The sequence below is a fragment of the Sphingomonas sp. BLHR8 genome (assembly GCF_056821725.1).
This window is the reverse complement of the sequence record NZ_JBPDIM010000001.1, coordinates 76,457-89,557: the sequence shown is the minus strand read 5'-3', so window position 1 is coordinate 89,557 and position 13,101 is coordinate 76,457. Positions and strand designations below refer to the sequence as shown.

The window sequence follows — 13,101 nt, the reverse complement described above, 5'->3', positions numbered from 1 at the left end:
CGCGGCACAGGTGCACAGCGCGCAGGCTCCGCCCCGGTTCCGCCAGCGATCAGCCGCATTTGACAACGCGTTCGAAGGCCCTACTCCGGTCGACGGGCCACGCGGTCCCAACGCCGCGCGGGCTCTCTGCAAGGAGAGTCGTACATGACTGACGTTCCCCCCAAGCCCGACGTGCGTCCTGCGCGGCCGTGGTTCTCCTCCGGTCCCTGCGCCAAACCGCCGGGCTGGACCCCCGAAAAGCTCGCCACCCAGTCGCTCGGCCGCTCGCATCGCAGCGCGATCGGGAAGGAGCGGCTCGGCTATTGCATCGACCTGATGCGCGAGCTGCTGCGGCTGCCGCCCACGCACCGCATCGGCATCGTCCCCGGCAGCGACACCGGCGCGTTCGAAACGGCGATGTGGACCATGCTTGGCGCGCGCCCCGTCACCGCGCTCGCGTGGGAAAGCTTCGGCGAGGGCTGGGTGACCGACGCGGTCAAGCAGCTGAAACTCGACCCCACCGTCATCCGTGCTGATTATGGCGATCTGCCGGACCTCAGCGCAGTCGACTGGTCGAACGATGTGCTGTTTACTTGGAACGGCACAACCTCCGGCGTGCGCGTGCCGGATGGCGACTGGATCGCCAACGACCGCGAGGGGCTGTCCTTCGCGGACGCCACCAGCGCGGCGTTCGCCTATGACCTCCCGTGGGACAAGATCGACGTCGCCACTTTTAGCTGGCAAAAGGTGCTCGGCGGCGAAGGCGCGCACGGGGTGCTCATCCTTGGCCCGCGCGCGATCGAACGGCTGGAGAGCTACGTCCCCGCCTGGCCGCTGCCCAAGGTCTTTCGTTTGATGGCGAAGGGCGCGCTCAACGAGGGCGTGTTCAAGGGCGACACGATCAACACCCCGTCGATGCTGGCGGTGGAGGACGCGATCTTCGCTCTCGAATGGGCGCGGGGGCTGGGCGGGCTCGACGCACTGATCGCGCGCAGTGAGGACAATGCCGAGGCGCTGGATGCGCTGGTACGCGAACGAGACTGGCTTGGCCACCTTGCACGCGACCCGGCGTCGCGGTCGACTACCAGCGTCTGCCTGACGGTCGAGGGCGCGGACGCGGGCACGATCAAACGCCTCGCCGCACTGCTCGAGGAGGAGGGCGTGGCCTACGACATCGCCGGCTACCGCGATGCGCCGCCGGGCCTTCGCATCTGGTGCGGCGCGACGGTCGACGCCGCCGACATTAGCGCATTGGGGCCGTGGCTCGACTGGGCGTGGAGCCAGGTGCGCTGACCAAAAAGCCCCCTCCCCCCGGGAGAGGGTTGGGTGAGGGCCTCTCACCAACCTCGACAACAACGGGCCGGACGGAGCGGCAAGGACCCTCGACCCGGCCCCCTCCCCTCAAGGGAGACGGAGTAAGAAAATGACTCAACCGCGCGTCCTCATCAGCGACAAGATGGACCCCCGAGCCGCCGCGATCTTTCGCGAGCGGGGCGTCGCCGTCGATGAAAAACCCGGCCTGTCCAAGGACGAGCTGGCAGCGATCATCGGCGATTACGACGGCCTCGCCATCCGCAGCGCGACCAAGGTGACCGCCGACCTCCTCGCCCACGCCGACCGGCTGAAGGTCGTCGGGCGCGCCGGCATCGGCGTCGATAATGTCGATATCCCCGCCGCGTCGGCGAAGGGAGTGGTGGTGATGAACACCCCATTCGGTAACTCCATCACCACCGCCGAGCACGCCATCGCCATGATGTTCGCGCTCGCCCGTGAGGTGCCGGAGGCCGACGCGTCGACCAAGGCGGGCAAGTGGGAGAAAAACCGCTTCATGGGCGTGGAGCTCAGCGCCAAGACGCTGGGGCTGATCGGCGCGGGCAACATCGGCGGGATCGTCGCCGACCGCGCGCAGGGCCTCAAGATGAAGGTCATCGCCTACGACCCCTTCCTCTCCCCCGACCGCGCGGTGGAGCTGGGGATCGAGAAGGTGGAGCTGGACGCGCTGCTGGCGCGGGCGGACATCATCTCGCTGCACACCCCGCTCACTGACCAGACCCGCGGCATCCTCTCTCGCGAGGCGCTGGCGAAAATGAAACGTGGGGTGCGTATCGTCAACTGCGCGCGCGGCGGGCTGATCGACGAAGCCGCACTCGCGGAGGCGCTGCATTCGGGCCACGTCGCGGGCGCGGCGCTGGACGTGTTCGAGAGCGAGCCCCCCGCCCCCGACAACCCGCTCTTCAGCGCCCCCAACTTCATCTGCACGCCGCACCTCGGCGCGTCGACCGACGAAGCGCAGGTCAATGTCGCCATCCAGGTGGCGGAGCAGATCAGCGACTATCTGCTCAACGGCGGCATCACCAACGCGCTCAACGTCCCCAGCCTCAGCGCGGAAGAGGCGCCAAAGCTGAAGCCGTACATGGCGCTGGCGGAAAAGCTGGGGCGACTGGTCGGCCAGCTCGAGGGCGAAGGCGTCACCGCGGTGTCGGTCGAGACCGAAGGCGCCGCGGCCGCGCTCAACCAGAAGCCGATCGTCGCGGGCGTGCTCGCGGGGCTGATGGGGGTGTGGTCGGCGAGCGTGAACATGGTTAACGCGCCGCACCTTGCGCGCGAACATGGCATCGACCTCAAGGAGGTGCGCCACGATCGCGAGGGCGATTATGCGACGCTGCTGCGCGTTGGATCGGCGGGCGCGGGCGGCGAACGGTCGGTCGCGGGGACGGTGTTCGGCAAAGATACCCCGCGCCTCGTTGAGCTGCGCGGGATCAAGATCGAAGCCGAGCTGGCAGACGAAATGCTGTTCGTCGTCAACGACGACGCACCCGGCTTCATCGGCCGCATCGGCACCGCGTTGGGCGAAGCGGGCGTCAACATCGGCACCTTCCACCTCGGCCGGCGCGAGGCTGGGGGCGAAGCGGTGTTGCTGCTGTCGATCGACCAGCATGTGCCCGAGAGCGTCCTCGCGGCGATCCGCGGGCTGGAGGGCGTGCGGCGCGTCGCGGCGCTGCGCTTCTAGGGCGGCAGCGGTCCTCCCCCGTCCCGGGGAGGACCGCGCCGACATTGACCTCGCGCCTCCCCCGCGCCAAGGCTCGGCGTCGCATGGACTGCGCGCCCCACCCCGACCATTTCCGCCGTCGCGGCATTCTGTTTGTGGTGTCGTCGCCGTCGGGGGCGGGAAAATCGACGATTTCCAGGAAGCTCCTCGCTGGCGACGCGCAATTGACCATGTCGGTGAGCGCCACCACGCGCCCGCCGCGGCCCGGCGAGCAGGACGGCGTCGACTATCATTTCGTCGACCTCGCGCGATTCAAAGACATGGTCGGCGACGGCGAGTTCCTCGAATGGGCGCACGTCTTCGATCACCGCTACGGCACCCCGCGCGCGCCGGTTGAGGCCGCGCTCAGGACCGGGCGCGACGTGCTGTTCGACATCGACTGGCAGGGCGCGCAGCAGCTCTACCAGCAGGCGGGCGGCGACGTCGTGCGGGTGTTCATCTTTCCGCCGTCGATGGCCGAGCTGGACCGTCGCCTGCGCGGGCGGGGCACCGATGCGGAGGAAGTCATCGCCCGCCGCATGGGCCGCGCCGCGGCCGAGGTGTCGCACTGGGACGGCTATGACTATGTGCTGGTCAACGACGATGTCGAACGTTGCTACGCCGACGTCGCGGCGATCCTCGCCGCCGAGCGGCTCAAGCGCAGCCGCCAGCAGGGGCTGATCGGCTTCGTCAGGAAGCTTCTCACCGAGGGCGAGCCCAGCTGAGCGGCGTCGCCTGACGCGCGAGATATTTACGATCGGGGGCGGAGGCCGTCACGGGAGCAAATCCCGTGACGTCGACGGGGCAGGGTTTGCCCTGCCCCTCGGCCGGCCTGCGGCGTCCTGCCGTTGGCAGGAGCGCGACGGAGCGTTCGCTACGTCGCTCGCCTTGGCTCAGGCGTCCTTGCCGCCGGGGGTGTGGATGCCCGGGAGTGGCGGGACGGGCTGCGGGGGAACGTCGGCGTCGTCCTCCGGCACGTCGACAATGCCCTGCCCGACATGGCTGCGGTTGCGGCTGTAGATGAAGTACACCACCAGCCCGATCGCCGCCCAGATCGCGAACAACACCTTGCTCTTCTGATCGAGGCTCCAGAACAGGTAAGCGCAACCCGCAATCGACAGCGGCGCGACCAGCCCGACCAACGGCGTGCGGAACGGGCGCCGACGGTTCGGGTCGGTGCGGCGCAGCATCAGCACCGCGATCGACACCGCCGCGAAGGCAAACAGCGTCCCCGAGTTCGAGATGTTGGCAAGCTGGCCGACCGGGAAGAACCCGGCGAACAGCGCCACCGCGATGCCGGTAATGACCGTGATGAAGTGCGGCGTGCCATACTTCGGGTGGATCCGGCTGAACGCGGCGGGGAGGAGGCCGTCGCGGCTCATCGTGAAGAAGATGCGCGTCTGGCCGAACATCATCATCAGCACCACCGACGGCAGCGCGAGGATCGCGGCGAGGCCGACGAGATTGCCGATCTGCGGCCAGCCGATTTCACGTAGCGTCCACGCCAGCGCTTCCTTCGAGCAGACCACCGCCTGATCGCCCATCGCGCGACAGGCTTCGGCGAGCTCGCGGCTGCCGGGTTCGAGCGCGTGGCCGTTGGCGACCCCGACCGGCTGCGCGCCGACGGTACCGATCACGCCGGCGGCGACGAGCAGGTAGAAGATGGTGCAGATGGCGAGGCTGCCGATCAGGCCGATCGGCATGTTACGCTGCGGGTTCTTGGTTTCTTCGGCGGCGGTCGAGACCGCATCGAAGCCCACATAAGCAAAGAAAATCGATGCTGCTGCGGCGCTGATGCCGCCGATGCCAAGCGGGCTGAACGGCTCGAAATTCTCCATGTTCATGACCGGAACGGCGAGCACGATGAATGCGGTCAGCGCGAGAATCTTCACGCCGACCAGAATGGCGTTGATGGTTGCTGATTCCTTGGTCCCGCGGATCAGCAGCAGGGTGACGAGCAGCGCGATGGCCATCGCGGGCAGGTTAATGCCGCCGCCGTCGAACGGCCCCAGCGTCAGCGCATCGGATATGTCGGTGCCCAGCAAATGTTCGAGATAGCCGATCATGTAGCCCGACCAGCCGACGCTGACCGCGCCCGCCGCGACCGCATATTCGAGGATCAGCGCCCAGCCGACCATCCACGCGATCAGCTCTCCCATCACCGCATAGCTGTAGGTGTAGGCGGAGCCCGAAACCGGCACCATCGACGCCATTTCAGCGTAGCACAGCGCCGCCACCGCGCAGACGACACCGGCGATGATGAAGCTGATCATCATGCCCGGGCCTGCCTTTTGCGCGGCTTCGGCGGTGAGCACGAAAATACCGGTGCCGATCACCGCGCCGATGCCGAGCATCGTCAGCTGGAACGCGCCCAGCGAGCGATTGAGCGACTTCTTCTCAGCGGTCGCCAGGATCGCGTCGAGCGGCTTGATCCGATCGAAAATCATTACTGTCTCCCCCGGCGCGCTTCAGCCAACAGCCAGACTGTGCGCGCCCGTCACTTTGGCGGGCGACCCTAATCAGAAGTTCGCGCGACGCAATCGCCTTTTCGCGCTTTTCAGTGTCAGCGAGCGAACGCCTTCAACCGCGCCCGCGGTAGGGGGCGACCCCCTGGTTGGGCACCCACAGCCCTTCGGGAGGCGCGCCCGACTGCCAGAACACATCGATCGGAATGCCGCCGCGCGGATACCAGTAGCCGCCGATGCGCAGCCAACGCGGCTGCATCTCATCAAACAGCCGCCGCCCGATCCCCACGGTACACGCTTCGTGAAAGGCGCAATGGTTGCGGAAACTGGTCAGGAACAGCTTCAGCGACTTGGACTCCACGATGGTTGTCGCGGGCGCGTAATCGATCACCAGGTGCGCGAAGTCGGGCTGGCCGGTGACCGGACAGAGCGAGGTGAATTCCGGCGCGACAAAGCGGACGCAATAAAGATCGTCGGCCCGCGGGTTCGGCACGTAATCGAGTTGCGCCTCTTCCGGAGAAACCGGCGCGGCGACCTGCTGGCCGAGAAAGCGCGGCGCCGGGGTGGCGGTGGGGGCGGCAGGCGGATCGGGCGGCATGGCGCCCGGAAACTGCGCCGGGTGCGGTGGGAGGGGGTTGACCATGACGGCGCTTTAAGCGCACGCGCATCGCCTGTCACCGCACCGTGCCGGGCGGCGCGCGACGATGGGCGAGACCGGCAGGCTTTCGTATCGCTCCATCCCGCCCGTTCGACCGATGGTCCCGGCCGCTTTGAGGTATCCATCGCGATCGTGCGCCTTGTTTTGCCCTTGACCGCTCTCACCCTGCCGTTCCTGATCGTCGGCATCGGCACGGCGCAAGCCCAGCAGGTGCAGGGGCCGCCCGATGGCGCGATCGCGCCGCCGCCCGCCAATCCGACCCCGGCGCCGGCACCGATCATTCTCCCGGCCCAGCGCCCGACGCCGCCCGCCACGCCAGCGCCCCCTCCCGTCGCTGCTCGGCCTGACCTGACGCCGGAGGCGGTGCCGACCACCAGATTATCGCGACCACGCGCCGCGCCGCCGGCCAACACCGCGCAAGATCGCTCGCGCGCTGCTCCCATCGAGCGAACGCCTGCCCCGGCCCAGCTGCAGCCGCAGCCGCAGAGCGCCGCGCCGGGCGCAGAGCAGCCATCCGCCCCGGTCCCGTCGCTCCCCGCCGCGGCGGTGCCGGAAGCACCATCCGCACCCGCGGCCACCACCGACCTCGCCTCGCCTTCGGACGACGGTGGCGGTTTTTCGCCCTGGTGGCTTGCCTTGCTGGCGCTGCCGGTCGCAGGGGTCGTTGTCGCGCGTCGGCGGAGGCGCCAACCGGACGCGGAGCCGGCGTCACCTCCGGCGCTCGAAGCGAATGTACCTCCCTCGCCGATCGCCGTCGCGCCGGCTCCCGCGCCGGCCGTCGAGCCAAGGCGTGCCGACCCCGGTCACGTCACCACGCGCCTGACGCCGCGCCAGCCCGTCCCGGCGAGCGCGCCGACTTCGGCCGCAAGCGTTGGCTCACCCCGCCGCGCGGACCTGCGGATTCGCTTTCAGCCGATCGACGCACAATCAACGCTGATGAACCTGCGCGCGCGCTATATGATTGAGATTGCGAACGACGGCGCAGTCGCAGCGGAGGGCGTGCGCGTCCGCATCGGCCTGTTCGCCGGCAGCGGTTCGCATCCCCAAGGAATCGCCGGCTGGTTCGCACAGGATGACGGGGCGGCGCATCATCGCATCGATCGGATCGGGGCCGGAGGCGTGCAGCGGATCGAAGGCGAACTCGCCGCGCCGCTCGATGCGCTGAAACCCGTTACGCTTGAAGGGCGACTGGTCGCCATTCCGCTGGTCGGCGTCGACGTCCGCTACGGCCACGGCCCCGACGCCGCGCCGCTCGACGGGCAGGTCGGCCGCGCCTTTGTGATCGGGCGTGAGGCGGGCGGCAGCGCGGGCACCGGCAAGCTCGCTCCGTTCCGTCTCGACCAGGGTCCGCAGCGCTACGACGCGGTGGCACAGCGCGATCTCGGCATCGGACGCGTGGCGTGATGGCCTGCGCGTGCGGCGTGGCGTTTCTTGCCAAGGTCCCGTGCGCGCCATAGGACAAACGCGTCTTTCATTGATCGAGGTTGGCCCATGGAATCGCTCGTCTCCACCGAATGGCTTGCCAAGGAACTGGGCGCCAGCGACCTCCGCGTGGTCGATGCGACGCGCTTCATGGGTGACGGCGATCGCGACGCGCGCGCAGAGTATGAGGCGGGGCACATCCCCGGCGCGGTGTTTATGGACCTCGGCGAACTCACCGATGGCACGAGCGACATTCCGAACATGGCACCCAAGGCGGAGAAGTTCGCCAGCCGGATGCAAAGCCTCGGCCTTGGCGATGGCAGCCGCATCGTGCTGTACGACGACAGCCCGCTCAACAGCGCGGCGCGCGCCTGGTGGCTGCTCAAACTGTTCGGCGCGCATTCGGTGGCGATCCTCGACGGCGGTCTCGCCAAATGGCGCGCCGAAGGGCGGCCGCTGGAGAGCGGTAACCAGCAGCTTCGCCATCGGCATTTCACCGCCTGGCATGACGCGGGTGCGGTGCGGACCAAGGATCAGGTCGCGGACCTCGTGAAGGGCGGTCGTGACGACGCGCAGATCGTTGACGCACGGCCCGCGAAGCGCTTTACCGGCGAGGAGAGCGATCCCCGCCCGGGCATCGCCCCCGGCCACATTCCCGGCTCGCGCAGCCTCCCCCACGCGCAGCTGTTCAATGCGGACGGCACGTGGAAGCAAGGGGAAGCGCTGCGCGCCGCCTTCGCCGACGCCGACGTCGACCCCGTGCGCCCGATCGTCGCGACCTGTGGCAGCGGCATGACCGCGAGCGTGGTGGCATTCGGCGCCCACCTCCTCGGCAACGAAAACGTCTCGGTGTACGACGGGAGCTGGGCCGAATGGGGTATGGACCCCGCCACGCCGAAGGCGACCGGCCCCGCCGCCTGACCGTGGCCGACGATCGCGCGGGCGAAGGGCTCGCGACCCGGCTCGCCAACGCAGGGCGCCGCAACGAATGGACGCATGACGAGCGCATTGGCGGCGGCATCGTCAATCCGCCAGTCTGGCGCGCGTCGACCATCCTCTATGACAATGTTGCAGCGTTACGTGACCGCGGCCGCGATACCCATGACAAGCTTTATTACGGCCGTCGCGGCACGCCGACCGTGTGGGCGTTGTGCGATGCGCTGACAGAGCTCGAGCCCGGCGCCGCAGGGACGCTGCTGTTCCCGAGCGGGGTTGCCGCGATCGCGACCGCGCTGATTGCGATGACCAAGCCGGGCGATGACATCCTCGTGGTCGATTCCGCCTACGAACCGACGCGGGCCATCTGTGATGGCCTGCTGAAACGGGGCGGCGTCGCCACGCGCTACTACGACCCTGCGGTGGGCAGCGATATTGCCGCGCTGATTCAGGCGAATACCGCGCTGATCGTGGTGGAGAGCCCGGGCAGCCTGACGTTCGAGGTGCAGGACGTGCCCGCCATCGTCGCCGCGGCAAGGGCGGCGGGCGTAGCGACGATGATCGACAACACCTGGGCGTCGCCGCTCGGCTTTCGAGCAATCGAGCATGGCGTGGACATCGCGATGCTCAGCCTCACCAAATATGTCGGCGGTCATTCGGATGCGTTGATGGGATCGCTGACGGTCACGCCCGATCTCTGGCCGCGCGTGCGCGAGGTCGCGTACGAACTCGGTCAATCGGTCAGCGCCGACGACTGCGCGCTGATGCTCCGCGGGCTGCGTACGCTCGACGTCCGGCTCGCCCGCCATGCCGCAAGCAGCCTCGCCGTCGCCGAGTGGCTGCGGGCCCACCCGGCGGTCGCCACGGTGCTCCACCCCGCCCTCCCCGGCGCGCCTGGCCATGACCTCTACCGGCGCGACTTTCTTCGCTCTGCGGGGCTGTTCGCCTTTGCGCTTGCCGACACCAGTCCTGCACAGCGCGACGCGGTCGTCGATGCGCTGGAGCGTTTCGGCATCGGCTTCAGCTGGGGCGGGTATGAAAGCCTCGCCATCCCGGCCGATCCCCGGCGGACGGTGTGTCGCTGGACCGGCGGCCCCCTCATCCGTCTCTCGATCGGACTGGAGGATCCCGCCGACCTCATCGCCGACCTCGACCAGGCGCTCGCGACGCTGCGCTAGGCGGATCGGCAGCCCCGACAGGCCGGGTCCTTCGGAAGGACCATCGTCCTCCAATGGGGCTCGAGACCATCGATGATGTGGAGTTTCCCCTCCGCGCTCTCACCGAAGCCGGTGATGTGGCGGACCGCCTCGAGCGCGCCGAACGCCGCGACCATCGCGACCATCGCCCCCAGCACGCCCTGGTCGGCGCAGGTGTCGCAGTCGTCGCTGTCGTGGGCATCGCCGACGAAACAGCGATAGCAGGGTCGGTCGGGCAGCCAGCCGGTGAAGGTGCCGACCTGTCCCTGGAAGCGCGCGACCGCGGCGCTCACCAGCGAAATATGCGCAGCAGTCGCGGCATCGCTCACCGCGAGCCGGGTGGCGAAATTGTCGCTGCCGTCGATAACGAGGTCGATGCCATCGAGCAGCGCGGGCAGAGTTGCGGTTTCGGCCCGCCGCTCCACCGCTTCGATCGCGACGAGCGGATTGATCGCCGACAGGCGCTCCGCTGCGACCGTCACCTTGGCGCGCCCCACGTCGGCGGAGGTGAAGAGCGGTTGGCGGTGAAGGTTGCTTACGTCCACGACATCCGGATCGACGACGCGCAACAGCCCCACCCCGGCGCCGACCAGCGCAGGCAGCGCGGTCGAGCCGATTCCGCCCGCCCCGATCGCGAGCACTCGCGCCGATCGCAGACGCTCCTGCCCGCGCGCACCGATGTCGGGCAGGATGATCTGGCGCGCGTAGCGGTCGAGTTCGTCGTCGCTGAGGATGGCTCTGTGCTCTGCTCGGTCAGCGGCCGGTCGAGCCGAACCCGCCGCTGCCGCGTGCGGTCGCGTCGAGCTGCGTGACCTCCAGCACCCGCGCTTGCGGCGCGGGGGCGAGCACGAGCTGCGCGATCCGCTCGCCGCGCTTCACCTCGAAATGCTCGTCGCCGAGGTTGGCGAGGATCACCTTGACCTCGCCGCGATAATCGCTGTCGATCGTGCCGGGAGTATTGAGGCAGGTGATGCCATATTTGAGCGCCAGGCCGGAGCGCGGACGGACCTGCACCTCCCACCCGCGTGGCACCGCCAGCGCGAGGCCCGTCGCGACCGCGGCGCGCGCCCCGGGCCGCAGCGTCAGCGATTCCGCCGCGACCACGTCGAGCCCCGCGGCGCCATCGGTCGCGTAAGCGGGCAGCGGCAGCCCTCCCCCATTGGGTAGGCGCATGATCGGAAGGTCCGGAGCAACGACGTCAGTCGCGGGCAACATGTCCAAGGGCATCGGCGATCCTGTCGATCAGGCGGCGGGCGACCTCCTCCTTCGGCAGCCGGTCCCAGCTGTCAACGCCATCCTTGGTGACGAGGTGGACGCGGTTGCGCTCGCCCCCCATCGGGTCGGCGAGGATGTCGTTGGCGACGATCCAGTCACACCCCTTGCGCGCGAGTTTCGCCTGCGCGTGTGTGAGCACATCGTCGGTTTCCGCGGCAAAGCCGACGACCAAGGTCGGGCGCAGCGGCGAGTCCGCCAAGCCCGCAAGGATGTCCGGGTTCTCCGCAAGCGCGATCGGCGCGGGCGCGATGCCATTCTTTTTCAGCTTGGAAGCGGAGGCGTTCGCCGGGCGCCAGTCGGCGACGGCGGCCACCATCACCGCGGCATCGGCGGGGAGCGCGCGGTTGACCGCGGCCGCCATCTGCGCCGCGGTCTCGACATCGATACGATCGACCCCGGCGGGGGTCGGGAGGCCGACGGGTCCCGCGACCAGCGTCACCCTGGCTCCCGCTCGCGCCGCGGCTTCGGCAATGGCAAAACCCTGCTTCCCGCTCGATCGGTTGGCGAGATAGCGGACCGGGTCGATCGGTTCCTGCGTCGGTCCGGCGGTGACGAGCAGGTGCCGGCCGGCCAAGCGCGCGGAGACGCCTTCCGACCCACGCAGCGGCGCGCCCTTTTCCAGCACGGCGTCCAGATCCGTCAGGATGCGCTCGATCTCCGGCAGTCGTCCGGGGCCATATTCGCCGCAGGCCATCGCGCCGACATCGGGCTCCATAACGGCGACGCCGTCGGCGCGCAGCGTCGCCACGTTGCGCAGCGTGGCCGGGTGTTGCCACATGCGCACGTTCATCGCGGGCGCCACCAGTACCGGCGCGTCGGTTGCGAGCAGCAACGTCGTGGCGAGATCGTCGGCGATGCCGGCGGCCATCTTCGCCATCAGATCGGCGGTTGCCGGGCAGACGAGGATCGCATCGGCGCTGCGTGACAGCTCGATATGCCCCATCTCGACCTCGTCCTTGAGGTCGAACAGGTCGATATAGACGCGGCTCCCCGCGAGCGCGCCGAGCGTCAGCGCTGTTACGAACTGCGCCCCGCCCCGGGTCAGCACCGGCGTCACCGTGTCGCCCCGCTTGCGCAGCGCACGCACGAGTTCGGCGCTCTTGTAAGCGGCAATCCCCCCGCCGACGATCAGCAACACGCGCGCCATCACACCCCCGTCAACAGCATGTCGAACGCCGCCATGATGCGATCATGCTCATGTTCGAGCGAGCCAATGACTTCCCCAAGTACCCGAACATTGACGTTCGCTGCTAAATGTGTGGCCAGGTAAAGGCGTTCGCCGCCGAAATCGAAGATCGGTTGGAAGCGCTCCATGCGGGGCGCGCTGTCATCGGGCAGCAACGGTGCAACGAAGCGCGTGTGCAGGTGCGAGAGCACATCTGCCTGACAGTCCAGCAGCAACACATCGCCGCCTTTCTCCCGTCTCACGTCGTGCCGGGCCAACTAAAACATCCGGTACTTGGCCAGGGGCAGGCCATTTTGGTCAACCCAACGGTTCGTTGCCTCGATGGCTTCCCGATTCTCCTCAAGCCATTTCGCTTCGCGTGCGCGGCGCACCTCGGCCTCCAGCGCCTGGGAGCAGACGCGCGAGATGTTGACACCATGTTCGCGCGCTGCGTCGACCAGCGCCGGGTCTAGCGACACGTTGGTCGGACGCTTGCGGATCGGAGCGTTCATGGTCGGGTCTCCTGGAATGCGCATCGATCATGCCCATCGCACCGCCGAATGCCAAGCGGAACCTCCCCCGTCGCCCGTTGCCGCGGCACAGATCAAATGGAGTAAAGCTGATGGAAGATGCGCGGCTCTGGTCGACCGAGGAAAGCCTGTGGAAGGGAGGCCGCGACGTCTATGAAAAGCTCGTGAGCAAGGACTGCCTGATGGTCGTCCCGGCCGAACCCTATGTGGTGTCCGGCGAACAGGCGATCGATGCCGTCAGCAACACGCCGCGCTGGGAGGACGTGCGCTTCTCCGACCAGCGCATCGCGCGCCCCGAATATGGCATGATCGTCTGCGCCTATCATGTCGAAGCAACTCGCGGCGACGAGCAATGTGCCTGCTATGCGACGAGCACCTATCAGCGCTGCGGCGATCATGACTGGCAGGTCGTGCAGCACCAGCAGACCGTGCCGCTGAAAAGCTAAG

Annotated in this window: 14 protein-coding genes; 7 read left to right on the top strand and 7 right to left on the bottom strand. The window is 68.4% G+C overall.

The window, feature by feature from the left end; translation table 11 throughout:
* Window positions 1-144 precede the first annotated feature (144 nt).
* The 3 genes from ACRYJK_RS00470 to gmk all read left to right on the top strand — a co-directional run bounded on the left by ACRYJK_RS00470 (window position 145) and on the right by gmk (window position 3,732).
* Window positions 145-1,272: a phosphoserine transaminase gene (locus tag ACRYJK_RS00470; protein WP_482665636.1), complete on the top strand. Its 1,128-nt coding sequence runs from the start codon at window positions 145-147 to the stop codon at window positions 1,270-1,272.
* Window positions 1,273-1,402: 130 nt separating this feature from the next.
* Window positions 1,403-2,989, top strand: a complete 1,587-nt coding sequence (serA, locus tag ACRYJK_RS00465; protein WP_482665635.1) for a phosphoglycerate dehydrogenase — start codon at window positions 1,403-1,405, stop codon at window positions 2,987-2,989.
* A gap of 83 nt (window positions 2,990-3,072) precedes the next feature.
* On the top strand, window positions 3,073-3,732 hold the full coding sequence (gene gmk / locus ACRYJK_RS00460) for a guanylate kinase (protein WP_482665634.1): 660 nt from the start codon (window positions 3,073-3,075) through the stop codon (window positions 3,730-3,732).
* Between the two features lie 168 nt (window positions 3,733-3,900).
* On the opposite strand, the gene ACRYJK_RS00455 is transcribed toward gmk, so the two are convergent.
* Window positions 3,901-5,454 carry an amino acid permease gene (locus ACRYJK_RS00455; protein WP_482665633.1) on the bottom strand — a complete coding sequence of 518 codons (1,554 nt, stop codon included), beginning with the start codon at window positions 5,452-5,454 and terminating at the stop codon, window positions 3,901-3,903.
* Between the two features lie 133 nt (window positions 5,455-5,587).
* Window positions 5,588-6,070: a preQ(1) synthase gene (queF, locus tag ACRYJK_RS00450; RefSeq protein WP_482667356.1), complete on the bottom strand. Its 483-nt coding sequence runs from the start codon at window positions 6,068-6,070 to the stop codon at window positions 5,588-5,590.
* A gap of 210 nt (window positions 6,071-6,280) precedes the next feature.
* Here queF and ACRYJK_RS00445 point away from each other — a divergent pair, with 210 nt between their 5' ends.
* The 3 genes from ACRYJK_RS00445 (at window position 6,281) to metC (ending at window position 9,666) form a co-directional block, all read left to right on the top strand.
* Window positions 6,281-7,534, top strand: coding sequence for a hypothetical protein (locus tag ACRYJK_RS00445; RefSeq protein ID WP_482665632.1), 1,254 nt, complete (start codon window positions 6,281-6,283; stop codon window positions 7,532-7,534).
* A gap of 87 nt (window positions 7,535-7,621) precedes the next feature.
* Window positions 7,622-8,473: a 3-mercaptopyruvate sulfurtransferase gene (gene sseA, locus ACRYJK_RS00440; protein ID WP_482665631.1), complete on the top strand. Its 852-nt coding sequence runs from the start codon at window positions 7,622-7,624 to the stop codon at window positions 8,471-8,473.
* Entirely contained in the window at window positions 8,425-9,666 is a 1,242-nt protein-coding gene (gene metC / locus ACRYJK_RS00435; RefSeq protein WP_482665630.1) for a cystathionine beta-lyase, read from the top strand. Before sseA ends, metC begins: the two co-directional genes overlap by 49 nt.
* On the opposite strand, the gene ACRYJK_RS00430 is transcribed toward metC, so the two are convergent.
* From ACRYJK_RS00430 to ACRYJK_RS00410, 5 genes are read right to left on the bottom strand one after another with little or no spacing between them, the layout of a single operon-like run.
* Window positions 9,663-10,379, bottom strand: coding sequence for a HesA/MoeB/ThiF family protein (locus tag ACRYJK_RS00430; RefSeq protein ID WP_482667355.1), 717 nt, complete (start codon window positions 10,377-10,379; stop codon window positions 9,663-9,665). The two genes, metC and ACRYJK_RS00430, sit on opposite strands and share 4 nt — an antisense overlap.
* A 58-nt stretch (window positions 10,380-10,437) precedes the next feature.
* Window positions 10,438-10,899: a dUTP diphosphatase gene (gene dut, locus ACRYJK_RS00425; RefSeq protein ID WP_482665629.1), complete on the bottom strand. Its 462-nt coding sequence runs from the start codon at window positions 10,897-10,899 to the stop codon at window positions 10,438-10,440.
* Window positions 10,883-12,106, bottom strand: a complete 1,224-nt coding sequence (gene coaBC, locus ACRYJK_RS00420) for a bifunctional phosphopantothenoylcysteine decarboxylase/phosphopantothenate--cysteine ligase CoaBC (RefSeq protein ID WP_482665628.1) — start codon at window positions 12,104-12,106, stop codon at window positions 10,883-10,885. The genes dut and coaBC overlap by 17 nt, the downstream gene beginning before the upstream one ends.
* Window positions 12,106-12,363 (bottom strand): CcdB family protein, encoded by a 258-nt coding sequence (locus ACRYJK_RS00415; protein WP_482665627.1) that lies wholly within the window; start codon window positions 12,361-12,363, stop codon window positions 12,106-12,108. Before ACRYJK_RS00415 ends, coaBC begins: the two co-directional genes overlap by 1 nt.
* 39 nt (window positions 12,364-12,402) lie before the next feature.
* Window positions 12,403-12,636: a type II toxin-antitoxin system CcdA family antitoxin gene (locus tag ACRYJK_RS00410; RefSeq protein ID WP_482665626.1), complete on the bottom strand. Its 234-nt coding sequence runs from the start codon at window positions 12,634-12,636 to the stop codon at window positions 12,403-12,405.
* 110 nt (window positions 12,637-12,746) lie between these two features.
* Here ACRYJK_RS00410 and ACRYJK_RS00405 point away from each other — a divergent pair, with 110 nt between their 5' ends.
* Complete coding sequence (locus ACRYJK_RS00405; RefSeq protein WP_482665625.1) at window positions 12,747-13,100, top strand: DUF4440 domain-containing protein; 354 nt, start codon at window positions 12,747-12,749, stop codon at window positions 13,098-13,100.
* The last annotated feature ends 1 nt before the right edge of the window (window position 13,101 follow it).

What these genes read in the sequence shown, in the direction of transcription:
- ACRYJK_RS00470 (WP_482665636.1), top strand. Translation starts at nt 145, where the DNA reads ATGACTGACGTTCCCCCCAAGCCCGACGTGCGTCCTGCGCGGCCGTGG.
- serA (WP_482665635.1), top strand. Translation starts at nt 1,403, where the DNA reads ATGACTCAACCGCGCGTCCTCATCAGCGACAAGATGGACCCCCGAGCC.
- gmk (WP_482665634.1), top strand. Translation starts at nt 3,073, where the DNA reads ATGGACTGCGCGCCCCACCCCGACCATTTCCGCCGTCGCGGCATTCTG.
- ACRYJK_RS00455 (WP_482665633.1), bottom strand. Translation starts at nt 5,454, where the DNA reads ATGATTTTCGATCGGATCAAGCCGCTCGACGCGATCCTGGCGACCGCT.
- queF (WP_482667356.1), bottom strand. Translation starts at nt 6,070, where the DNA reads ATGCCGCCCGATCCGCCTGCCGCCCCCACCGCCACCCCGGCGCCGCGC.
- sseA (WP_482665631.1), top strand. Translation starts at nt 7,622, where the DNA reads ATGGAATCGCTCGTCTCCACCGAATGGCTTGCCAAGGAACTGGGCGCC.
- metC (WP_482665630.1), top strand. Translation starts at nt 8,425, where the DNA reads ATGGGGTATGGACCCCGCCACGCCGAAGGCGACCGGCCCCGCCGCCTG.
- dut (WP_482665629.1), bottom strand. Translation starts at nt 10,899, where the DNA reads ATGTTGCCCGCGACTGACGTCGTTGCTCCGGACCTTCCGATCATGCGC.
- coaBC (WP_482665628.1), bottom strand. Translation starts at nt 12,106, where the DNA reads ATGGCGCGCGTGTTGCTGATCGTCGGCGGGGGGATTGCCGCTTACAAG.
- ACRYJK_RS00410 (WP_482665626.1), bottom strand. Translation starts at nt 12,636, where the DNA reads ATGAACGCTCCGATCCGCAAGCGTCCGACCAACGTGTCGCTAGACCCG.
- ACRYJK_RS00405 (WP_482665625.1), top strand. Translation starts at nt 12,747, where the DNA reads ATGGAAGATGCGCGGCTCTGGTCGACCGAGGAAAGCCTGTGGAAGGGA.